The sequence below is a fragment of the Alicycliphilus sp. T452 genome, from assembly GCF_054512775.1.
Map to the genome: position 1 here is coordinate 18616 of NZ_JBTNEH010000002.1, position 23130 is coordinate 41745.

Below are 23130 nucleotides of genomic sequence, written 5' to 3' on the forward strand. Positions count from 1 at the left end.
TCCTCAATCCTGCGCCGCGCTGCGCAGCGTCTGCACCACCGGGCGGCGCAGCACCTCGCGCAGCCCCCACCAGCCCGCGGCCAGCGCCAGCAGCGCGCCCGCCGCGGCACCGGCCAAGGGCACCCAGGGCTGGGCCGTCCAGCTGAAGTCGAACACGTAGCGCGCGAGCGCCCAGCCCACGGCCACGGCCACGCAGCTGGCCAGGAAGCCCGCGAGCAGCCCCACGCCGGCCAGTTCGGCGCGCTGCACCTGGCGCAGCAGGCTGGCGCGTGCGCCCACGGCGCGCATGATGGCGAACTCGCGCGCGCGCTCCTCGCGCGTGGCGGTGACGGCGGCGAACAGCACCACCAGGCCCGCGGCCAGCGTGAAGACGAAGAGGAACTCCACCGCGCCTATCACCTGCGCCAGCACGCCCTGCACCTGGGCCAGCGTGGCGCTCATGTCCACGTTGGTGACGTTGGGGAAGGCGTGCACCAGGGCGTTGTCGAAGCCAGGCCGCTCGGGCGCGCGGTAGGCGGCCAGGTAGGTCAGCGGCACATCGGGCATGTGCGCCACGGGGTACATGACGAAGAAGTTGGCGCGCATGGAGCCCCAGTCCACGCGGCGCAGGCTGGTGATGCGCGCCTCGCTCGCGATGCCGCCGATGTCGAAGCGCAGGCGGTCGCCGAGCTTCAGGCCCAGGGTCTGGGCGATGCCCTCCTCCACGCTCACGGCTTCCTGCTCGTCGGGTGTCCAGCGGCCGGCGACGATGAGGTTGTGCCCGGGCGCCTCGCGCGCGTTGGAGAGGTTGAACTCGCGGTCCACCAGGCCCTTGGCGCGGTCGTCGGGGTAGTCGTCCAGGTTCACCGCGCGGCCGTTGATGGCCACCAGCCGGCCGCGGAACATGGGGTACCAGTCGTACTGCGTCACGCCGTCCTGCCGCAGCATCTGGCGGAAGGCGTCGGCCTGGTCCGGCATGATGTTGATCACGAAGCGGTTGGGCGCATGGGCCGGCGTGGCGCGCTGCCAGCTGGCGATGAGATCGGTGCGCAGCAGCACCAGCAGCACCAGCGCCAGCAGGCCCACGGCCAGGCTGGCCACCTGCACCACGGCATAGGCCGGGCGCGCGGCGATCTGGCGCGTGGCCAGCACCAGCCAGCGCGGCGCCATGGTCTCGCTGACGGCCTTGCGCAGCAGCCGCACGGCCACCCAGGCCAGCGCCGCGAACAGCAGCACGGCGGCGGCGAAGCCGCCCACGGCGATCGAGCCGAGCTTCCAGTCGCGGCTGACCACCAGCAGCAGGGCCGCGAAGCCCGCCAGCCCCAGGCCCAGCGCGGCCAGCGAGGTGGGCCGCACGCTGCCCAGATCGCGCCGCATGACGCGCAGCGGCGGCACCTGGGCCAGCTGCAGCACGGGCGGCAGGCCGAAGGCGCACATCAGCGTGAGGCCCACGCCCAGCCCCAGCGCCACGGGCCAGAGGCTGGCCGCGGGCAGGGCCGATTCCACGAGCCCCGCCAGCAGCAGCACGAACACGTGGTGCACGGCAAAGCCCAGCAGCACGCCCACGGCGCTGGCGCACAGGCCCACGAGCAGGAACTCCAGCACGTAGGCGCCGGCGATGGTGCGCTGGCTCTGGCCCAGCACGCGCAGGAGCGCGGCGGCGTCCAGGTGGTCGTTGGCGAAGCCGCGCGCGGCCAGGGCCACGGCCACGGCCGACAGCAGCGCGGCCAGCAGCGCCACGAGGTTGAGGAATTTCTGCGCGCGGTCCAGCGTCTGGCGCATCTCGGGGCGGCCGCTGTCGAGCGACTCCACGCGCACGCCGCGCATGCCGGGGCCGGCGACGGCCTCGGTGGCCCAGGCGGTGAAGCGCTTGACGGCGTCGGGCCGGCCCGCCACGGCGAAGCGGTAGGTGATGCGGCTGGCAGGCTGCACCAGGCCCGTGGCGGGCAGGTCCTGCGCGTTGATCATCACGCGCGGCGCGAAGCTCATGAAGCCGGCGCCGCGGTCGGGCTCCAGCGTGATGATGCGCGTGACGCGCAGCTGCGTGTCGCCCAGCAGCAGGGGATCGCCCAGCCCGAGCGACAGCGCGTTCAGCAGAGGCGCGTCCACCCAGGCCTCGCCGGGCGCGGGGATGTCCTGCGTGGGCGCGCCGGGGCGCTGTGCGTCGTCGCTCACCTGCAGGCGGCCGCGCAGCGGGTAGCCCGGCTCCACGCTCTTGAGCGCCACGAGGCGGCTCGCGCCGCCCTGGGACTCCTGCGCGCGCGCCATGGTGGGAAAGCCCAGCGTGGTCACGCTGGCCAGGCCCAGCGCGCGCGCCTGTTCCACCACCGGTGCCGGCGTGGGGTTGTCGCTGGCCAGCACGGCGTCGCCGCCCAGCAGCTGCAGCGCGTCGCGTTCGAGGCCGCCGCGCAGCCGGTCTGCAAAGAAGCCCACCGAGGTGAGCGCCGCCACGGCCAGCGTGACGGCCACCATGAGCAGGCGCAGCTCGCCCGCGCGCAGGTCACGCCACAGCGTGCGCCAGCCCAGGCCGACGAAGGAGGAGGAAGGACTTGCCATGGCCGGGGATCATGCCAGCTCCGGCTGCAGCACCAGGCGCTCGGCGCCGCTGTAGCACAGGAAGCGCCGGTTCGTCGCCCGGCCTATGGCGCACAGCCCGAGCTGGCTGGCCAGCGCATGCCCCATCTGCGTCATGCCGCTGCGCGAGACCACGATGGGCACGCCCATCTGGGCCGACTTGATGACCATCTCGCTGGTCAGGCGCCCCGTGGTGTAGAACACCTTGTCGCCGCCCTGCATGGCCGGGGCGTCCGGCTGCATCCACATCCAGCCGGCGATGGTGTCGATGGCGTTGTGCCGCCCCACGTCCTCCGCGAAGACCAGCATGCGCGGCCCCTGGAACAGCGCGCAGCCGTGCACCGAGCCCGCGGACTTGTAGGTGGACTCCTGCAGCCGGATGGCGTTGACGATGCCGTACAGGTCAGCCTGCGTGAGCCGCGCGGGCGCGAGCCGGATGCCAGCCACCTCGTCCATCAGCCCGCCGAACACGCTGCCCTGGCCGCAGCCGGTGGTGACCACCTTGCGCGCCGTGCGCTCCTCGATGCGGGCGATGCCGCGCCGCGTGGCCACGGCGGCGGCATTGACCTCCCAGTCCACGGTGACGGATTCGATCTCGTCGGCCGAATCCACCAGCCGCTGGTTGCGCAGATAGCCCAGCACCAGCAGCTCGGGGTGTGCGCCCAGCGTCATCAGCGTGACCAGCTCGCGCCGGTCCACGTACACGGTGAGCGGGCGTTCGGCGGGGATGTGCAGCTCCTCGCGCTCGCCCCGCTCGTTCACCGCCTGCACCGCATGCGTGAGCGGCGCCGCCGCCCGCGTGAGCCGCGGCAGCCGGGGGGCGGTGGACGGGGTCTGGCGTTCGGGCGTTTGCGTCATGGGTGCAGCGTACACGCAGCCGCGCCCCGGCACGGCGGGGCGCGAAGGGGTTCCCGGGTGGTGGCCATGGCTTCGGCTTCCAAGCCGCGGCGGCGTGCCCGCCGCTTCACTCCGTCGCAGGCGCCGGCGCACCCTCGCCAATGCCCCGCACGGCGACGGCGCAGTACTTGAACTCGGGGATCTTGCCGAACGGGTCCAGCGCCGCGTTGGTCAGCAGGTTGGCCGCCGCCTCCACATAGGCGAAGGGCATGAACACCGCGCCGCGCGGCGTTCCGTCGTCGCGGCGCACGCGCACCCGCACGGCGCCGCGGCGCGAGCGGACGCTGGCCCAGTCGCCCGGCGCCAGCCCCAGGCGCGCGAGCTCGTCGCCATGCAGCGAGGCCGTGGCGTGCGGCTCGATGGCGTCGAGCACGGCCGAGCGCCGCGTCATGCTGCCCGTGTGCCAGTGTTCGAGCTGCCGGCCCGTGATGAGCACCAGCGGGTAGTCGGCGTCGGGCCGCTCGTCGGCCGGGATGATGTCGGCCGGCACCAGCGTGACGCGGCCCGTGGGGGTGGGAAAGCGCTCGGTGAACACGATGGGCTGGCCGGGGTCGTCGGCCGACAGGCAGGGGTAGGTGACGCTCGACTCGCGCGCGAGCCGCTCCCAGCCGATGCCGGCGATGGCGCCGGCCATGGCCTGGCGCATTTCCTAGTAGACGGCGGCCACGCCCGATTCCTCGCCCCCGTAGGCCCAGTCCAGACCCATGCGCCGCGCGATCTGCTGGATGATCCACAGGTCGGGCCGCGCATCGCCGGGCGGCGCGAGCGCGCGCCGGCCCAGCTGCACCATGCGGTCGGTGTTGCTCACGCTGCCGGTCTTCTCGGGCCAGGCGCTGGCGGGCAGCACCACGTCGGCCAGCCAGGCGGTCTCGGTCAGGAAGATGTCCTGCACCACGAGGTGCGAGAGGCTGGCGAGCGCCTGGCGCGCGTGGTTCAGGTCGGGGTCGCTCATGGCCGGGTTCTCGCCCATGATGTACATGCCGCGCACCTTGTGCGGGTCGTCGTCGCCGGCCAGGGCCTTGTGCATGATCTCGACCACGGTGTAGCCGGGCTGCTCGTCCAGCGCGGTGCCCCAGAAGTCCTCGAACCACGCGTGCGCCTCGGCGTTGTCCACGCGCTGGTAGTTGGGGAACATCATGGGGATCAGGCCCGCGTCGCTCGCGCCCTGCACGTTGTTCTGGCCGCGCAGCGGGTGCAGGCCCGTGCCGGGCTTGCCGATCTGGCCCGTGACGGCCGACAGCGCGATCAGGCAGCGCGCGTTGTCGGTGCCGTGCACGTGCTGGCTCACGCCCATGCCCCACAGGATCATCGCGCCCCTGGCCCGGGCGAACGCGCGCGCCACCTCGCGCAGCGTGGCGGCCGGCACGCCGCAGATCGGCTCCATGGCCTCGGGGCTGTAGGCGCGCACGCTTTCGCGCAGGGCCTCGTAGTTGAGGGTGCGCTCGCGGATGAAGTCCTGGTCGGCCAGGCCTTCCTCGATCACGGTGTGGATCAGCGCGTTGAGCATGGCCACGTCGGTGTCGGGCCTGAACTGCAGCACGCGCCAGGCGTGGCGGCCGATATCGGTCACGCGCGGGTCGGCCAGCACGATCCTGGCGCCGCGCTTCGCGGCGTTCTTCATCCAGGTGGCGGCCACCGGGTGGTTGGCCGTGGGGTTGGAGCCGATCACGAGGATGAGCTCGGCACGCTCCACGTCGCGCACCGGGTTGCTCACCGCGCCCGAGCCCACGCCTTCGAGCAGCGCGGCCACGCTGGACGCGTGGCACAGGCGCGTGCAGTGGTCCACGTTGTTGCTGCCGAAGCCCGTGCGCACGAGCTTCTGGAACAGGTAGGCCTCCTCGTTGCTGCCCTTGGCCGATCCGAAGCCGGCCAGCGCCTTGGGGCCATGGCCGTCGCGCAGGCGGCGCAGCCCGTCCGCGGCGTGCTGCAGGGCCTCGTCCCAGCTGGCCTCGCGGAAGACCTCGCGCCAGTCATCGGGCCGCGCCTGGCCCTGCCAGTCCTTGGCGGCGCCGGGCCTGCGCACCAGCGGCACCGTGAGGCGCTGCGGGTGGTGCGCGTAGTCGAAGCCGAAGCGCCCCTTCACGCACAGGCGGCCGCGGTTGGCCGGGCCGTCGCGGCCCTCCACGCTGATGATTTTTTCGCCGCGCACGTTGTAGGTGACCAGGCAGCCCACGCCGCAGAACGGGCACACCGAGTCCACCTTTCGGTCCACCTTCTGCGGGCCGATGTGGGTCTTGGGGCTCAGGGCGCCCGTGGGGCAGGCCTGCACGCATTCGCCGCAGCCCACGCAGGTGCTCTCGCCCATGGGGTCATCCAGGTCGAAGGCGATCTTCGCGCCGGCGCCGCGCAGCGCGTAGCCGATCACGTCGTTGACCTGCACCTCGCGGCAGGCGCGCACGCAGCGCGTGCACTGGATGCAGGCGTCGAGCTGCACGGCCATGGCCGGGTGGCTCAGGTCGGGCGCGGGCTGCGCGCGGCGCAGCGCGGCCAGCGCCGGGCGCACGGCCACGCCCAGCGCATGGCCCCAAGCGCTCAGCTCGCCGTGCTGGCCCACGGGTTTTGAGTCGAATTGGCCCACAGCGCCCGTCTGGAAAGCGCTATCAGCTACGTTTTCAGAAGCATCGTTCCACTTGTAGCCGCTGTCCGGCATGTCCGACAGCAGCAGCTCCAGCACCATCTGCTGGCTCTTTCGCGCGCGCGGGCTCCGGGCCTGCACCTGCATGCCGGGCGTGGGCGCGCGGCAGCAGCTGGGCGCCAGCGTGCGCTCGCCCGCGATCTCGACCACGCAGGCGCGGCAGTTGCCGTCGGGGCGCAGGCCGTCGGTGTGGCACAGGTGCGGTATCTGCACGCCGTGGCGCCTGGCGGCCTGCCAGATGGTCTCGCCCGGCTCGGCCTGCACGGGCTCGCCGTCGAGCTCGAAGGGTATGGCGCTCATGGCTGCACCTCGTGCGCGAAGTAGCGCTGCACGCAGCGTATGGGGTTGGGCGCGGCCTGGCCCAGGCCGCAGATGGAGGCGTCGGCCATCACCAGGGCCAGGTCGCCCAGCGTGCCGCCATCCCAGACGGGCGCCTGCATGAGCCGCGCGGCCTTGTCCGTGCCCACACGGCAGGGCGTGCACTGGCCGCAGCTCTCGTGCGCGAAGAAGCGCATTACGTTCAGCGCCGCATCGCGCGCGCGGTCGTTCCGGCCCAGCACGATGACGGCCGCCGAGCCGATGAAGCAGCCGTGCGGCTGCAGCGTGTCGAAGTCGAGCGGCACGTCGGCCAGGCGGGCCGGCAGGATGCCGCCCGAGGCGCCGCCGGGCAGGTAGGCGTAGAGCTCGTGCCCCTCGGCCATGCCGCCGCAGTACTCGTCGACCAGCTCGCGCAGCGTGATGCCCGCGGGCGCGAGCTTGACGCCGGGCTCCTTCACGCGCCCGCTCACGCTGAACGACCGCAGGCCCCGGCGCCCATGGCGGCCAAAGCCCGCGAACCACTGCGGGCCCTGCTCCACGATGTCGCGCACCCAGTACAGGGTCTCGAAGTTGTGCTCCAGCGTGGGCCGCCCGAACAGGCCCACCTGGGCGATGTAGGGCGGGCGCATGCGCGGCTCGCCGCGCCTGCCCTCGATGCTTTCGATCATCGCGGACTCCTCGCCGCAGATGTACGCGCCCGCCCCGCGGCGCAGCACGATGGCGGGCAGCGCACAGGGCGGGTCGGCCCGCAGCTCGGCCAGGGCCTGCTGCAGGATGGCGCGGCAGCCGTGGTATTCGTCGCGCAGGTAGACGTAGCAGGCCTCGGTGCCCACCACCTGGGCGGCGACGAGCAGGCCTTCGAGGAAGCGGTGCGGGTCGCGCTCCAGGTAGGTACGGTCCTTGAAGGTGCCGGGCTCACCCTCGTCGATGTTCACGGCCATGAGCCGCGGGGCGGGCTCCCCGCGCACGATGCGCCACTTGCGCCCCGCCGGAAAGCCTGCGCCCCCCAGGCCGCGCAGGCCCGAGTCCTCCATGGCGGCGAGCACGGCATTGCGCGGCACGCGGCCCTGCGCCACGCCGGCGGCCAACCGGTAGCCGCCCCACGCGCGGTAGGCGGCCAGCCCTACCCAGGCGGGCGCCGCGCCCTCGCCGCCGCGGGTGATGGCGGATTCGGGCACTGCATCGAAAACCGTAGCTGCCGGCGCTTGCGGGTGAAGGGCCAGAGCCCTTTCCGGCATCAAATCCACCTGCGCCAGCACGCGCTCTGCCGTGGCGTGCGGCACGGGGCACTGGTGCACCACGGCCACGGGCGCCTGCTCGCAGCGGCCCACGCAGGGCACGGCCTGCACGCGCACGTCGCCATGGCCCAGGGCGCGCAGGCGCCCGGGCAGCCGGGCCAGCAGTTCGCCGGCGCCGGCCAGCTGGCAGGACAGGCTGTCGCACACGCGCAGCACCAGGCGCGCGGGCTGCTCGCCATCGCGCAGGATCTCGAAGTGGTGGTAGAAGCCCGCGACCTCGTAGACCTCGGCCATGGCCAGATTCATGAGGCGCGCCAGCGCCACCAGGTGGCGCTCGTGCAGCGCGCCATGGCGGTCGTTGATGCAGTGCAGGTGCTCGATGAGCAGGTCGCGCGCATGGCCCTCGGGCGGGCGCGGGCCGATCAGGGCCTGCACCTCGGCCAGGGCCTGCGGCTCGGGCTGGCGGCCCTTGAGATGGGCCTTGCGGCGGATGCGCTCGCGCAGGTCGTCCGCCGTGGCCACGGGCACGGCGGCGGGGTCGTTTCGGGATGTCATGAAAGCCGGATCGATCGTGGGGGACAACAGGCGCAGGCAGTGTGCGCGCCACCCCGGCCGGCGTCAATGCGCGCCGTCCCACCCCGCAGGAATGCGGCGCGCGGGCTCAGAAGGCGTGAATGAATCCGGCGTGTCCGAGCGGGCCGCGAAAACGTGGCCGGTCGAGGCGCAAAGCGCAGCCATAGCTCGGGCTATGGCGAGCGTTTGCAACGAAGAGCGGGGGTGTTTTGGCGGGATGAACGGGCATGACGGATTCGTTCACACCTTCAGGGCGCCCGCACCGCAGCCGCACGGCCCCGCGCGCCCTGCAGCAGAACGATTGCGCACAGCAGCGTCGGCACCGCCAGCAGCGCGAAGCTGGCGCGGTAGGTGCCGAACAGCCCCACCATGGCACCGAAAGCCGGCGGCCCCAGCACGACGCCGAAGAACGTGATGGCCAGCGTGCCGCCGGTCGCCACGCTGGCGAGCCCCGGCGGCGCCTGCCGGGCCACCTCGGCCAGGTAGACGCCATTCCACCCGATGGCCGACGCGCCGAACACCACCAGCACCGCCAGCACCAGCAGGTAGTGCGTGCCGGGCTGCAGCGCGGCCGTGGCAATGGCCGAGAGCGCCATCAGCACCGCCAGGGCGCAGAGCACGCGGCGCGCGCCGCTCCAGCGGTCGGCGATCCAGCCCCAGAGCACCCGCCCCACCATGCCGCCCGTCTGCGCCACCGACAGCGCCAGGCCCGCCTGTATCAGCGTATAGGCCAGGGCGGCGTGCAGGTAGGTCACGAGGTAGGTCGTGAGCGACAGCTGGGCCATGGAGAAGACGAAGGAGCATCCCGCCAGCATGCGCAGCGCCGGGTGCGAAAGCACCACCCGGATCGGCTGCGCCAGGCTGCCCAGCACCAGCGGGCGGCGCGGATCGCGGTCCTCGTCGAGCGCGGGCCGCAGCGGCTGGGCGATCAGCGCGCATGCGAGGTTGGCCACGGCCGCCAGCAGCAGCGCCCCCTGCCAGCCCACCGCCACGGCCACCCCCGGCACGATGGCGCCCGCCAGCACGCCGCCCAGGGGTACGCCCGTCTGCTTGATCGAAAACACCAGCGACATGCGGTGCGCCGGCGTGGTGCGGGCCAGCAGGTGCGAGCTGGCCGGCGTGATGGGGCCGTACCCCAGCCCGATCAGGAAGGCCCCCAGCGCCATGGCGGCCAGCGACGGCACGGCGCACAGCGCCAGCCCCGCGGCGCAGAGCACGAGCCCGGCCTGGCTGACGCGGATCGCACCCCAGCGCGCCACGGCCGTGCCTCCGGCCAGGCTCGCCGCCATGGCCCCCGCGTAGACGATGGCCACGTAGATGCCGGTATACGCCGCCGAGGCGCCCAGGGCCTGCGCCACGGCCGGCGCCATGACGGGCAGCGTCAGCACGGCCATGGCCACCATGGCCTGTATGGCCAGCGTCACCGTGAGCGCAGTCCATTGCCCCCTCATGCCCGCATCCATGCAGCCTGGGCTTCAGGTGCTCTTGCTGATCGAGATGGTGGGGAACTTGGACGAAAAGTCCTTGGACTTGAGCGCGATCTTCACGGCCACCTCGCGCGCCACGTGCTTGTAGACCTGCGCCACCTCACCGTCAGGGTCGGCTACCACCGTCGGCTTGCCGCTGTCGGCCTGCAGGCGGATCTGCATGTCCAACGGCAGCGCGCCCAGATAGTCCATGCCGTATTCCTGCGCCATCCTCCTGCCGCCGTCGGCGCCGAAGATGTGCTCCACATGGCCGCAGTTGCTGCACACGTGCACGGCCATGTTCTCCACGATGCCCAGGATGGGCACGCCCACCTTCTCGAACATCTTGATGCCCTTCTTGGCATCGAGCAGCGCAATGTCCTGCGGCGTGGTGACGATGACGGCGCCCGTGATGGGCACGCGCTGCGACAGCGTCAGCTGGATGTCGCCGGTGCCTGGCGGCATGTCCACCAGAAGATAGTCCAGGTCCTTCCAGTTCGTCTGGCGCAGCAGCTGCTCCAGCGCCTGCGTGGCCATGGGGCCGCGCCAGATCATGGCCTGGTCCGGCTCCACGAGGAAACCGATGGACATGACCTGCACGCCATAGTTCTCCAGCGGCTCCATGTTCTTGCCGTCCAGGCTCTCGGGGCGGCCGCTGATGCCCAGCATCATGGGCTGGCTGGGGCCGTAGATGTCGGCGTCCAGCACGCCCACCCTGGCTCCTTCGGCCGCCAGCGCCAGCGCCAGGTTGGCGGCCGTGGTGCTCTTGCCCACGCCCCCCTTGCCCGAGGCCACGGCGACGATGTTCTTCACCCCCGGCAGCAGCTGCACGCCGCGCTGCACGGCGTGCGCCGCGACCTTGGTGGCGATGTTCACCGACACGTTGTGCACCCCCGCCACGCCCTTGGCCGCGGCGATGAACTGCTGGCGCAGCGCCGGCACCAGGCTCTTGGCGGGATAGCCCAGCTCCACGTCGAAGGCGACGTCGTCGCCGCCGATCTGCACGTTGCGCACGGCGCGCGTGCTCACGAAATCCTTGCCCGTGTGGGGGTCCTGGACGCTGGCGATGGCCGCCAGCAGGTCCTGTTCTGTAAGTGCCATGGCTGTGTTGTTCGCTGAAGAAGACAGACGGCGGAGTCTAGCCAAGCCGCCTTGGCACTGGCGCGCCTGTGCCTATAGGGCTACAGGGCGCGCACCTGGCGCACCAGGGCGCGCAGCATGCCGGCGAAGGCCAGCATCCAGGCCAGCAGCGCCACGGGAAAGAACAGCCGGGGCAGCATGTCCAGAAAGCCGAAGTCCATGGCCTTGTCCATCTGCCAGGTGCAGGCCGCGTACATGCCCAATGGGAACACCGCGCCCCAGTACAGCGGGTCGTAGCGCAGCGGAAAGCGGCGCACGCCATGGCGCCAGATGCCCAGCAGCACCAGCATGGGGATCCACCAGGTGCCCGAGGCCCAGTAGAACACCGTGAACCCCTTGAGGAACGGCAGCAGCGATACCAAGAAGGGCGCCTGCGGCGCGTTCAGTATCAAGAGCGAGCCGGCCAGCGTGGAGATGGCCATGGCCCCCATGTTGATCCAGTACGGCGGCGACAGGTCGCCGGGCGAGAAGCGGAAGAACAGGTAGCGGTAGAAGATCAGCGCCATCATCCAGATGTAGAGCATGCCGCCCCACAGCCACATGGACAGCGCCAGCAGGTTGAGCTCCAGCCGCAGCGGCTGGCCGATGCGCGCGGCCAGCAGGGCGCTGGAGACGGCCAGCGCCTGCGTGGACACCACGGCCAGCAGCCAGGCGCCGCTGATGCCGCGGTCCAGCGTGGGCTTGTCCGGGCGGATGGTGAAGGCCGTGAAGATGGTGTAGGTGAGCAACACCCACAGCAGCGCCGCCAGCGCCCACAGCGCGAAGCCCAGGGCCACGCTGCCCAGCAGCACGATGCACTGGCTGGCCATGATGCCCGTGGCCGCCACCATGGTGAAGTAGCCGGCCCCGCGCGCATGGTCCACCATGTCGCCGAAGAAGCGCCGCGGGTAGCGCCAGGCACGCAGCAGGTACAGGCCCCACAGCGCCACGTACTGCACGGCATTGAGGGCCAGCAGCGCGCGCGCCAGCAGCGGCCAGCCCTGCATGTCCGCAGCCATGGACACGATGCCCGTGGCCATGACCAGGCCGAAGTAGGCCGGCGACAGGTCGCGCAGCCCGCCCTGCCCCGCCGGCGCGGCGGGCTGCGGCGCGGGCCCCGCCGGCAGGGCGCTCAACGCAGCTCCAGCCGCGCAGGCCCGGCCTGCACGCCGCCGATGACCGCGGCCCGCGCGAAGCCCTCGCGCGCGAACACCGCCAGCACCTCGTCCACGCTGTCCGGCGCGCAGGCCACGAGCAGGCCGCCCGAGGTCTGCGGGTCGGTCGCGAGCGCCTGGGCCGTGGCCGGCAGGCCATGCGCCAGCGCCACGTCGTCGCCGTAGCCCGCCCAGTTGCGGCCGCTGGCGCCGGTCACGAAGCCCGCGGCGGCGAGATCGGCCACGCCGGGCAGCAGCGGCACGCGCGCCCAATCGACGGCGACCGTCACGCCCGCGCCGCGCGCCATCTCCAGCGCATGGCCGGCCAGGCCGAAGCCCGTCACGTCGGTGATGGCGTGCACGCCGGGCAGCGCGGCCAGCAGCGGGCCGGGGGTGTTGAGAAGCGTGGTGCTGGCGATCATCTCGCGGTAGTGCGCGTCGCCCAGTTGCTCCTTCTTGAGCGCCGCCGAGTACACGCCCACGCCCAGCGGCTTGCCCAGCACCAGCACGTCGCCGGGCCGCGCGCCCGCGTTGCGGCGCACGCGGTCGGGGTGCACCAGGCCCATGGCGACCAGGCCGTAGATGGGCTCGACCGAGTCGATGGTGTGCCCCCCCGCGATGGGTATGCCCGCGGCGCGGCACACGTCCTGCCCGCCGCGGATGATGGCGCCGATCACGTCCAGCGGCAGTTGGTTCACCGGCATGGCCACCAGCGCCAGCGCCATGATGGGCCGGCCGCCCATGGCGTACACGTCGCTCAAGGCGTTGGTGGCGGCGATGCGGCCGAACTCGTACGGATCGTCCACGATGGGCATGAAGAAATCGGTGGTCGCCACCAGCGCCTGCTCGTCGTTCAGGCGGTAGACGGCCGCGTCGTCCGCCGTCTCTATGCCCACCAGCAGCTCGGGCGGCATGACGGCGCCCGCGCCGCTTTGCTGCAGGATCTGCGACAGCACGCCCGGCGCGATCTTGCAGCCGCAGCCGCCGCCGTGCGACAGCGAGGTGAGACGGGGCGAGTCGGGGGTGGGGCTGGCGTTCATGGCGGTAACGGACAATGAGGGGAAAAACCGCCGCATCATCCCAGATTCACCGCCCGCCCGTGTCCCGCCACCGCCCCATCCGCCCCGCAGACCGCCACGCCTTCGACTCCATCATCGACGCGCGCTCGCCCGCCGAGTTCGCCGAGGACCACATCCCCGGCGCCATCAACTGCCCGGTGCTCGACGACGAGGAGCGCGCCATCGTCGGCACCATCTACGTGCAGCAGGGTGCCTTCGAGGCACGGCGCGTGGGCGGCGCCATGGTGGCGGCCAACCTGGCGCGCCACCTGCGCGAGCGCTTCGCCGACCAGCCCCAGGGCTGGCGCCCGCTGGTCTATTGCTGGCGTGGCGGCATGCGCAGCGGCTCCATGGTGCAGTGGCTGCGCCTGGTGGGCTGGGACGCGCAGCAGCTCGCGGGCGGCTACAAGGCCTTTCGCCGCCACGTGATGGACCGGATCGAGGCGCTGGTGCCGCAGGCCGATCTGCGCGTGCTCGTCGGCGCCACGGGCAGCGCCAAGACGCGCGTGCTGCAGCAGCTGAGCCAGCAGGGCGCCCAGGTGCTGGACCTGGAGCATTGCGCGCGCCACAAGGGCTCGCTGCTCGGCGCCCTGCCCGGCGTGGCCCAGCCCTCGCAGAAGAACTTCGAGACGCAGATCGCCACCGTGCTGGAGACGCTGGACCTGTCGCGCCCCCTGTACGTGGAGGGCGAGAGCGCGCGCATCGGCCGCCTGTCCGTGCCCGTGCCGCTGGTGCAGCGCCTGCGCGCCGCCGCCTGCATCGAGATCGAGGCCGCGCCCGAAGAGCGCCTGGCCTACCTGCTGCGCGACTACGCCTACCTGGGCGACGACCCCGAGGCGCTGGCCCAGCGCCTGGGCGTCCTGGTGGAACTGCACAGCAAGGAGACCGTGCAGCGCTGGCAGGCCTGGGCGCGCGCGGGCCAGCTGGCGCCCCTGTTCGAGGAACTGATGCGCCTGCACTACGACCCGCACTACGGCCGCTCGCAGGCGCGCAACTTCGCGCACTGGGATGCGCGCAGGCGGGTGGGCGCGCCCAGCCTGTCGCCCGAGGGCATCGCGGGGGTGGCGCGGGCGGTGCTGGCGTTGGGGTGATTTTTAGTCGAATCGGCCTCTAGCGCTTACTGGGTGGGCGCATGGAGCTATTCTTTTTGAGTGTAGCTGGCCGGGATGTGCGCCCGGCGGCGCACTCACTTTCTTTTGCTTCGCCAAAAGAAAGTAAGCAAAGAAAAGGCGACCCTGCTGTCCGTGTCCCTTCGCTGCGCTACGGGCAACCTGCGGTGCTCGCGCATGGGGTGTACCGCCGCAGGTTTGCCCCGTAGCGCAGCGAAGGGGTCGCAGACGTGGGAGCGTGTTCTTTGCCTCCTTTCTTGCACGAGCAAGAAAGGAGGTCGCCCGCCGGGGCGAGTCCCGGCCGACAACATCAGCAAAAATAACCCCACGCAAAAAACCAGCTAGTCTCGCCCCCACAAAAAAAGGACTCCCCCCGTGAAACTGAAGATGGCCCCGAACTCGGGCTTCGCGATCCTGCTGCGCTCCCCCTGGTGGATCAGCTTCGCCATCGCCGCCGCCATCGTGCTGCTGTGCGGCGCGCTGCTGCCCGCGCATCTGGCGCCGTTTGCCGCCGTGGGCGCCCTGCCGGTGGCCATCATCGGCTGCATCGCCGCCTGGCGCCAGTGGCGCGCGCCCAGTGCCGGGCGCGTGCAGGCCGTGTTGCAGCAGGCCGCCGCCATGCCCTGGCGCCAGTTCGCCCAGCGGCTGGAGGACGCCTGGCGCGCAGAAGGCCATGAGGTGCAGCGCAGCGACGGCCCGCACAGCGACCTGCGCGTCACCAAGGGCGGGCAAAGCCTGCTGGTGGCCGCGCGCCGCTGCAAGGCCGCCACGCATGGCGTGGAGCCGCTGCGCGAGCTGCAGGCCGAGGTGCAGCGCAGCGGCGCGCGCGCCGGCGTGTACGTGGCGCTGCAGGGCGCGGTGAGCGAGCAGGCGCGCAGCTTCGCGCGCGACAACGGCCTGGCGCTGCTGGAGGGCGACGCACTGGCCACGCTGCTGCTCAAGGCCGAGGCGAGAAACACGTAGCACGACGCAGCCGCTGCCATGGACACCCCCGCCGCATCCCCCCATCCCGCCACGGCGCTGGTGCTCACCGGTGGCGGCGCCCGGGCGGCGTACCAGGTGGGCGTGCTCCAGGCCATTGCCGCCGTGCGCGCGGCATGCGGCGAGCGCCACGGGCCGGCGCCATTCTCCATCCTCACCGGCACCTCGGCCGGCGCCATCAACGCCGCCGCCCTGGCCAGCGGGGCGGACCAGTTCGACCACACCGTGCGCCGCATCGCCCGCGTGTGGGCCAACTTCCATGCCGGGCAGATCTACCACGCCGACTGGCTGAACGTCATACGCCAGGGCGCGCGCTGGCTCACGCTGCTGTCGCTGGGCTGGGCGCTCACGCGCTGGCGCCGCATGCATCCGCACTCGCTGCTCAACAACGCGCCGCTGGCGCAGCTGCTCACGCAGCTCGTGCCGCTGCAGCGCGTGCCGCACCTGATCCGCGCCGGCCACCTGCGCGCGCTGGCCATCACCGCGTCCAGCTACAACTCGGGCCAGCACGTGGCCTTCTTCGACGCAGGCGACGCCCAGCGGCCCTGGGCGCACTCGCTGCGCAAGTCCGCGCGCGGGCCCATCACGCACACCCACCTGCTGGCCTCGTCGGCCATTCCCCTGGTGTTCCCGGCCGCGCCCCTGTCCATCGACGGGCACACGGAGTATTTCGGCGACGGCTCCATGCGCCAGACCGCGCCGCTGGCGCCCGCCATCCACCTGGGCGCGCAGCGGCTGATGGTGGTGGGCACGAGCCGCGCCTACGAGCCGCCCACGCCCTGCGCCGCCGGCACGCAGCAGCCCTACCCTCCGCTGGCGGTGGTGGCGGGCCACGCGCTGTCCAACATCTTCCTGGACGCGCTGGCGACGGACATAGAGCATGTCGGGCACGTCAACCGGATCCTGTCCCTGCTGACGCCCGAGGAGCGCAGCAGGAGCCCCCTGCGCCCGCTGGAGCTGCTGGTGCTCGTGCCCTCGCAAAGCCTGGACGAGGTGGCCGCGCGCCATGTGTGCGACCTGCCCCGCACCATCCGCGCCCTGCTGGGCGCCCTGGGCGTGCAGGCCGACGGGCGGGACGGCAGCAACGGCGCACTGGCCAGCTACCTGCTGTTCGAGCGCGGCTACACGCGCGCGCTCATGGCCCTGGGCCGCAGCGACACGCTGGCGCGGCGCAGCGAGATCTGCGCCTTCTTCGGCTGGCGCGACCGCGGCGACCCGGTGCGCCTGCCCTGCTACTGACGCCTAGAATCACGGGTTCCGCCCCCAAAACCCCGAGTCGGCTGGAGAGCCACCCCGATGACCGCACGCAAGATCTTCGTCACCACCGCCCTGCCGTATGCCAACGGCAACTTCCACATCGGCCACATCATGGAATACATCCAGGCCGACACCTGGGTGCGTGCCCAGCGCATGCAGGGCAACGCGGTCGACTTCGTGGGCGCCGACGACGCGCACGGCGCGCCCATCATGATCGCCGCCGAGAAGGCCGGCAAGACGCCGCAGCAGTTCGTGGCCGACATCGCGGCCGGGCGCAAGCAGTACCTGGACGGCTTTCACATCGCCTTCGACAACTGGCACAGCACGGATGCGCCCGAGAACCACGCGCTCGCGCAGCAGATCTACCTGGACCTGAAGCGGGCCGGCCTGATCGAGACGCGCACCATCGAGCAGTTCTTCGACCCCGAGAAGAACATGTTCCTGCCCGACCGCTTCATCAAGGGCGAATGCCCGCGCTGCCATGCCAAGGACCAGTACGGCGACAACTGCGAAAGCTGCGGCGCCGTGTATGCGCCCACCGAGCTCATCAACCCCTACTCCGCGCTGTCGGGCGCCAGGCCCGAGCTGAAGCACTCGGAGCATTTCTTCTTCAAGCTGTCCGACCCGCGCTGCGTGGAGTTCCTCGAGGAATGGACGCAGGACGGCGTGCACGTGCAGCCCGAGGTCGCGGCCAAGATCAAGGAATGGTTCGGCACGCGCACCAACCCCGACGGCACGACCAGCGAGGGGCTGGACGACTGGGACATCTCGCGCGACGCGCCCTACTTCGGCATCGAGATCCCCGACGCGCCGGGCAAATACTTCTACGTCTGGCTGGACGCGCCCATCGGCTACCTGGCCTCGCTGAAAAACCTGCTGGCCAGGCGCGGCCAAGACTACGAAGCCTACATGGCCGACCCGCTGCTCGAGCAGTACCACTTCATCGGCAAGGACATCATCACCTTCCACACGCTGTTCTGGCCCGCCATGCTCAAGTTCAGCGGCCGCAAGACGCCGACGAAGATCTGCGTGCACGGCTTCATGACCGTGAACAACGGCGAGAAGATGAGCAAAAGCCGCGGCACGGGCCTGGACCCGCTCAAGTACCTGAGCCTGGGCATGAACCCCGAGTGGCTGCGCTACTACCTGGGTGCCAAGCTCAACGGCAGGAACGAAGACATCGACTTCAACGCGGGCGACTTCATGCTGCGCGTGAATGCCGACCTGATCGGCAAGTACGTGAACATCGCCAGCCGCGCCGCCGGCTTCATCACCAAGCGCTTCGGCGGCAAGCTGGGCCAGCCCAGCGCCGACGGCCTGGCCCTGCTGGAGCACCTGCGCGCGCAGCAGGCCGCCATCGTGCAGGCCTACGAAGCCCGCGACACGGCGCGCGCGGCCCGCGAAACCATGCAGCTGTGCGACCACGTGAATGAATACGTGGACGCCAACAAGCCCTGGGAGCTGGCCAGGAAGGAAAGCATGGAGGCACGCCTGCACGACGTGTGCAGCACCTGCATCGAGGCCTTCCGCATACTCACCATTTACCTGAAGCCCATGCTGCCCAGGCTGGCGGCCGACGTGGCCGCCTTCCTCATCGTCCCGCCCGAGCAGTTTGCCGACGCGGCCCGCCCCCTGGGCGCCGGCCACCAGATCGGCCAGTACCAACACCTGATGCAGCGCGTGGACGAAAAACAGCTCGACGCGCTGTTCGCACCGCCCCCCGCCCCGGTGGAGGAAGCGCCCCTGCCCGGCGGCGAGGCGATCGCCCCCGCCATCACCATCGACGACTTCGCCAAGATCGACCTGCGCATCGCCAGGATCGTCGAATGCAAGGCCGTGGAAGGCTCCACCAAGCTGCTGCAACTGACGCTGGACGCGGGCGAAGGCCGCATGCGCAACGTCTTCAGCGGCATCGCCAGCATGTACCAGCCCGCGCAGCTCGAAGGCAAGCTGACGGTGCTGGTGGCCAACCTCGCGCCGCGCAAGATGAAGTTCGGCGTCAGCGAAGGCATGGTCCTGGCCGCCAGCCACGCCGACGAAAAGGCCCAGCCCGGCATCTACGTGCTGGAGCCCTTCCCCGGCGCGCAGCCGGGCATGCGCATCCACTGATGCCATGCGCCGCAAGCCCCCGCGCCCCCTGGCCCTGGGGGCTTTTTTGTGCCTGGCGCTGCTGCTGCCGGGCTGCACCGTGGTGGCCGTGACGGCCACGGCCGTCAGCGTCACCGCATCGGCCGTGGGCCTGGCCGCCGATGCCGCCATCGGCAGTGCCAGGATCGTCGGCAAAGGCGTCGGCAAGGCGGCCGACGCGCTGGCCGGCGACGATGGCGCCACGGCGAACGACGCATCGCGGTAGCCACCGCGGCGGTGGCTGCAAGGCCGCACCGGCTCTTCGCCATGCGCTTCGTGCTGCGGGAACGGTTCGCACCGATGCTTGCACCAGCCGCCCGCGACAGTGCTGCCGCACGGCGGCCGCGGGGTCTTATCCCGCCTGCCGCTGCACCTCGACCGTGACGTGGGACAGCTCGTGGATGTGCGCCAGCAGCGCCTTGTAGTGGGCGGGCTCCTGCGGCTCCCGGGCCATCAGCGCGACGATGGCCGCGAAATGGCCGGGGCCCACCTGCCAGACGTGCAGATCCGTGACGCGGCTGCCCGTGGGCGCCATCGCCTCGTGGATCTCCCGGCGCACCGCCTGGCCCTCGGCCGCGGCATCGAGCAGCACGCTGCCGCTGCCCTGCAGCAGCCCCCAGGACCAGCGCACGATCACCAGCGCGCCGACCACGCCCATGGCGGGATCGGCCCAGAGCCAGCCGCGGCTGCGGCCCAGCAGCAGCGCGACGATGGCCAGCACGGAGGTCAAGGCGTCGGCCAGCACGTGCAGGTAGGCGGCGCGCAGGTTGTTGTCGCGGGCCTGGCCGTGCGCGTGGTGAGGGCCGTCATCGTGGCCATGGTGGTGATGGCCATGGCCGTGGTGCGCATGGTCGTCCTTCAGCAGCCACGCGCAGGCCAGGTTGACAGCCAGCCCCACGACGGCCACCACGATCGCCTGGTCGAAGTCGATGCGGATCGGCCGCGCCAGGCGCGCCAGGCTTTCCCAGCCGATCAGCAGCGCGACCAGGGCCAGCACCACCGCGCTGGCAAAGCCCGCCAGATCGCCCAGCTTGCCCGTGCCGAAGGTGAAGCGCGGATCGTCGGCATGCCGCCGCGCGAAGCGGTAGGCCAGCGCCGCGATCAGCATCGCGCCCGCATGGGTGGACATGTGCCAGCCGTCGGCGACCAGCGCCATCGAGCCATAGACGGTGCCGGCGGCGATCTCGGCCAGCATCATGCCGGCCGTGAGCGCGATGACCAGCCACACCCTGCGCTCGTTGCGCCGGTGGTCACGGCCCAGGAAGCAATGGCCGTGCTCGGAAGCAAAGGGGCTGTGCGTGTTCATGGGCCGGCTCATTTCATGTAGGTGCGGATGACCTCGATCATTTCCTCGCCGCCCTGGCGCCGCGCCTCGTCGGTCGAGACCGCCAGGACGTGCTCGCGCAGGTGGTCTTCCATCACCTCCGCCGTCAGCCCGCCGACCGCGCCGCGCACGGAGGCGATCTGGCGCAGCACTTCGACGCAGGCCGCGTCCGTCTCCAGGGCGCGCTCTATGCCTTCGATCTGGCCCTTGATGCGGCGCACGCGCGCGATCAGCTTGGTCTTTTCACGGGAGGTGTGGGACATGGCAAGGCACGGCAAATATAGTCTAGGGGGCTATATTACATGACCTGCACCCGGCGGAGAAAGCGCGCCGTGGACACAAAGGCCGGGGCAGGTGCATTACCCTTGCGTCCATCGCATCGCCTGATACCCCCATGAACTACCTTCCCCAGCTCCTGACCCTCTCCGGCATCGTCCTGCTCGCCTGCGCCAGCCCGGGGCCGGACTTCGTGGCCGTCACTTCGCAGGCGCTGGGCGGGCGCCGCTCGGGCGTCTTCACCGGCCTGGGCATCACCTGCGCCGTGGCCGTGTGGGCGAGCCTGGCGGTGTTCGGCTTCGGGCTGCTGGTGCAGCAGTTCTTCTGGCTGTACGAGGCCATCCGCCTGGCCGGGGCCGCGTACCTGGCCTACCTGGGCGCGCGCATGCTGATGGCGGCGCTGCGCGGCGGCGCGCTTGCGCAGGAGGTCGCGCAGGCGCCCCGCCTTGGCGATGCGCAGGCGTGGCGGCGGGGCTTCCTGGTGGGCATCACCAACCCCAAGACCGCCACTTTCTTCGCCACCTTGTTCGTGACCCTGCTGCCGGTCGGCGCGCCCTTGTGGGTGTACGCGGCGGTGGTCACGGTGGTGGTGTGCGTCACCGGTGCGTGGATGTGCCTGCTGGCGGCGTTCTTCTCGGTGGGCGCGGTGCGCCGCGGGTACGCGCGCATCCGCCGCCCGGTCGATGCGCTGATGGGCGCGGCGCTGCTGGGGCTGGGGGTCCGCATGGCGGCCAGCCGGTAGCCCGTGCGCGGCGGCCCAGGCTCTGTGCCGGCTCTCCCTTTTCAATAGCTGCCAGCGCTCTATCCATGGGCGCTGGAGCCCAAAAACACCAATACGCCCAGCCCGAGGGCCGGGTGCTGCGGGCCTGGCGGGGAGGCCTGTCAGCCGCAACCCGGTTCCGGCCGCCTGGGCGTGGTCGATGCATTTTTGATCGCTTCCGGGCGCGAGAGGAATCCGGTTTGATCTGGCGCAGAAAAGTGGATCCGATCCAGAAAAATAATGAGAACCGTTCTCATTGTTACTTCTGTCTGGAACCTTCATGCACCGCTTCTCCCGTCTGGCTTCAGGCCTGGCTGCCCTGGGCTTGTCCTTCGCCGCCCAGGCCCTCGAATATCCCATTGGCGCGCCGCAGCAAATGCACGGCATGGAAATCGCCGCCGTCTACCTGCAGGCCGTGGAGATGGAACCCGAAGGGCATATGCGCAAGGCCGCCGAGTCCGACGTGCACCTGGAGGCCGACATCCACGCCATGGCCAACAACCCCAACGGCTTCAAGGAGGGGGACTGGATTCCCTACCTGCACGTCAGGTACGAACTGACGAAGCTGCCCTCGGGCGAGGTGATCCAGGGCGACATGATGCCCATGGTGGCCAACGACGGTTCGCACTACGGCGACAACGTCAAGCTCAAGGGCCCGGGCAAGTACAAGGTCAGGTTCGTCGTGCTGCCGCCCAACGCCAAGGACAACCCGCAGGGCAACCACTTCGGCCGCCACACCGACCGCCTGACGGGCGTGCGTCCCTGGTTCAAGCCCTTCGAGATGGAGTGGGAGTTCACCTTCGCCGGCGTGGGCAAGAAAGGGGGCTACTGAGATGCGCCCGATCCCCTTGAGCGCGGCGCTGGCGCTGGCGCTGTCCGGCGCGGGCACGGGCGCCATGGCAGCCGATGCCGATACCGCCGCGCTGCTGGCCGAGATCCAGCGCCTGACGGCGCGCATCGAGGCGCTGGAACAGCAGAGCAAGGCCGTGGACAAGGCCCTCGACAGCGAGCGCATCAGCGAGAGGGAGCCCGAGCTCGTCACCCGCCTGAAGGCCGTGGAACTGCAGTCGCTCGGAATGCTCAAGTCGGCGCGCACGGTGGAGGCGCTCGACGGCATCCAGGTCGGCTTCTCGCTCACCACCGTGGCGCAGCGGCCCTCGGTGGCGGTGCGCCTGCCGGGCAGCGACCTGGACGGCCAGTTCGGCAACAGCCAGCTCAACTACCGCGGCGACGCCTTCGTCACCGTGCCGCTCGACCCCATCGGCGACGTCGAGAGCAAGGTCTTCGCCCACATCCGCTTCGGCCAGGGCGCGGGGCTCAACGACCTGTATTCGTTCTCCAAGCCCAACGCCAGCGCCTTTCGCGTCTCCTCCACCAGCCCCGACGACTCGGTCGCCATCCTGGGCCAGGCCTGGTACCAGGCCAGCATTCCGCTGCCCTGGGGCGGGTTCAAGCCGCAATCGAAGGAGACGCTGGAGGTCAACTTCGGCAAGATGGACCCGTTCCTGTTCTTCGACCAGAACGCCGCCGCCAACGACGAGACGCGCCAGTTCCTCAACACCGCCTTCGTGCACAACCCGCTGCTGGACGCGGGCGGCGACATCGGCGTGGACCGCAACGGCTTCACCCCGGGCTTTCGCATCTCCTACCTGAACAGCACCGACAAGCGCGAGCCCTGGCGCCTCTCGCTGGGCGTGTTCGGCGCCGGCAACGGAGCCAACTACTCGCGCTTCTTCTCCTCGCCGCTGATCCTGCTCCAGGCCGAGACGCAGCTGCGCCTGATGGGCGGCCTGCCGGGCAACTACCGCCTGTACTACTGGCGCACCGGCCAGGCCCCGACCTATGAGGACGGCAGCACGCACCGCTCGGGCTGGGGCATGTCGCTCGACCAGCGCGTGGGCGATGCCTGGACGCTGTTTGGCCGCTACGGCCAGCATATCCAGGGCGCGGGCGCACGCTTCGACAAGGCGCTCACCGCGGGCTTCGAGCTGGCCGGCTATGGCTGGCAGCGCGGCGGCGACGCGGTGGGCCTGGCCGCGGGCTGGCTGCAGTCGACACCGGGCTTTCGCGCCGCCTCGGCCACGCTTGACGTGGACGGCAACGGCCTGCCCGACTACGGCTACAGCGCCCGGGGCTCGGAGCGCCTGATGGAGGCCTACTACCGCTGGCGCATCAACAAGCAGTTCGAGCTCACGCCCTCCTTCCAGTACATCGCACGCCCCGGCGGCAACACCGACGGCAAGCCGTTCTACGCGCTCTCGCTGCGCGCGCAGCTGACGTACTGA

At 71.2% G+C, this 23130-nt stretch carries 17 protein-coding genes and 1 pseudogene; 8 read left to right on the top strand and 10 right to left on the bottom strand.

Annotated features, from left to right (window positions below):
• Window positions 1-3: 3 nt before the first annotated feature.
• The 8 genes and pseudogenes from ACX12L_RS01660 to selD all read right to left on the bottom strand — a co-directional run bounded on the left by ACX12L_RS01660 (window position 4) and on the right by selD (window position 12993).
• Complete coding sequence (locus tag ACX12L_RS01660; protein WP_459261010.1) at window positions 4-2535, bottom strand: ABC transporter permease; 2532 nt, start codon at window positions 2533-2535, stop codon at window positions 4-6.
• Window positions 2536-2544: 9 nt separating this feature from the next.
• Window positions 2545-3411 (bottom strand): formate dehydrogenase accessory sulfurtransferase FdhD, encoded by an 867-nt coding sequence (locus tag ACX12L_RS01665; protein WP_459261011.1) that lies wholly within the window; start codon window positions 3409-3411, stop codon window positions 2545-2547.
• Window positions 3412-3517: 106 nt separating this feature from the next.
• Window positions 3518-6385, bottom strand: a pseudogene (gene fdhF / locus ACX12L_RS01670) (formate dehydrogenase subunit alpha).
• The gene (locus ACX12L_RS01675; protein ID WP_459261012.1) at window positions 6382-8196 is read right to left on the bottom strand and encodes an NADH-ubiquinone oxidoreductase-F iron-sulfur binding region domain-containing protein; all 1815 of its coding nucleotides are present in this window, start codon (window positions 8194-8196) and stop codon (window positions 6382-6384) included. Before ACX12L_RS01675 ends, fdhF begins: the two are co-directional and overlap by 4 nt.
• A gap of 266 nt (window positions 8197-8462) precedes the next feature.
• Complete coding sequence (locus tag ACX12L_RS01680) at window positions 8463-9665, bottom strand: MFS transporter (protein ID WP_459261013.1); 1203 nt, start codon at window positions 9663-9665, stop codon at window positions 8463-8465.
• A gap of 24 nt (window positions 9666-9689) precedes the next feature.
• Window positions 9690-10781 carry an iron-sulfur cluster carrier protein ApbC gene (gene apbC / locus ACX12L_RS01685; RefSeq protein ID WP_459261014.1) on the bottom strand — a complete coding sequence of 364 codons (1092 nt, stop codon included), beginning with the start codon at window positions 10779-10781 and terminating at the stop codon, window positions 9690-9692.
• Between the two features lie 80 nt (window positions 10782-10861).
• Window positions 10862-11935, bottom strand: coding sequence for a tellurite resistance/C4-dicarboxylate transporter family protein (locus ACX12L_RS01690; protein WP_459261015.1), 1074 nt, complete (start codon window positions 11933-11935; stop codon window positions 10862-10864).
• A complete protein-coding gene (gene selD, locus ACX12L_RS01695) occupies window positions 11932-12993 on the bottom strand; it encodes a selenide, water dikinase SelD (protein WP_459261016.1) in 1062 nt (353 codons plus the stop codon). Before selD ends, ACX12L_RS01690 begins: the two co-directional genes overlap by 4 nt.
• Window positions 12994-13052: 59 nt before the next feature.
• On the opposite strand from selD, the gene mnmH reads away from it, so the two are divergent.
• From mnmH to ACX12L_RS01720, 5 genes are all read left to right on the top strand, one after another.
• A complete protein-coding gene (mnmH, locus tag ACX12L_RS01700; RefSeq protein WP_459261017.1) occupies window positions 13053-14102 on the top strand; it encodes a tRNA 2-selenouridine(34) synthase MnmH in 1050 nt (349 codons plus the stop codon).
• Window positions 14103-14507: 405 nt separating this feature from the next.
• Window positions 14508-15083: a restriction endonuclease gene (locus tag ACX12L_RS01705; RefSeq protein ID WP_459261268.1), complete on the top strand. Its 576-nt coding sequence runs from the start codon at window positions 14508-14510 to the stop codon at window positions 15081-15083.
• A gap of 18 nt (window positions 15084-15101) precedes the next feature.
• Window positions 15102-16340 carry a patatin-like phospholipase family protein gene (locus ACX12L_RS01710; RefSeq protein ID WP_459261018.1) on the top strand — a complete coding sequence of 413 codons (1239 nt, stop codon included), beginning with the start codon at window positions 15102-15104 and terminating at the stop codon, window positions 16338-16340.
• A 57-nt stretch (window positions 16341-16397) separates the two neighbouring features.
• Window positions 16398-18467: a methionine--tRNA ligase gene (gene metG / locus ACX12L_RS01715; RefSeq protein ID WP_459261019.1), complete on the top strand. Its 2070-nt coding sequence runs from the start codon at window positions 16398-16400 to the stop codon at window positions 18465-18467.
• Window positions 18468-18471: 4 nt separating this feature from the next.
• On the top strand, window positions 18472-18711 hold the full coding sequence (locus ACX12L_RS01720; RefSeq protein WP_459261020.1) for a hypothetical protein: 240 nt from the start codon (window positions 18472-18474) through the stop codon (window positions 18709-18711).
• 126 nt (window positions 18712-18837) lie between these two features.
• On the opposite strand, the gene dmeF is transcribed toward ACX12L_RS01720, so the two are convergent.
• Window positions 18838-19791 (bottom strand): CDF family Co(II)/Ni(II) efflux transporter DmeF, encoded by a 954-nt coding sequence (gene dmeF, locus ACX12L_RS01725; protein ID WP_459261021.1) that lies wholly within the window; start codon window positions 19789-19791, stop codon window positions 18838-18840.
• An 8-nt stretch (window positions 19792-19799) separates the two neighbouring features.
• A complete protein-coding gene (locus ACX12L_RS01730; RefSeq protein ID WP_459261022.1) occupies window positions 19800-20072 on the bottom strand; it encodes a metal/formaldehyde-sensitive transcriptional repressor in 273 nt (90 codons plus the stop codon).
• 131 nt (window positions 20073-20203) lie between these two features.
• Between ACX12L_RS01730 and ACX12L_RS01735 the strand changes: the two genes are divergently transcribed.
• The 3 genes from ACX12L_RS01735 to ACX12L_RS01745 all read left to right on the top strand — a co-directional run bounded on the left by ACX12L_RS01735 (window position 20204) and on the right by ACX12L_RS01745 (window position 23130).
• Entirely contained in the window at window positions 20204-20827 is a 624-nt protein-coding gene (locus tag ACX12L_RS01735; RefSeq protein WP_459261023.1) for a LysE family translocator, read from the top strand.
• 298 nt (window positions 20828-21125) lie between these two features.
• Window positions 21126-21677, top strand: a complete 552-nt coding sequence (locus tag ACX12L_RS01740; protein ID WP_459261024.1) for an iron transporter — start codon at window positions 21126-21128, stop codon at window positions 21675-21677.
• Window position 21678: 1 nt separating this feature from the next.
• Window positions 21679-23130: a carbohydrate porin gene (locus tag ACX12L_RS01745; protein ID WP_459261025.1), complete on the top strand. Its 1452-nt coding sequence runs from the start codon at window positions 21679-21681 to the stop codon at window positions 23128-23130.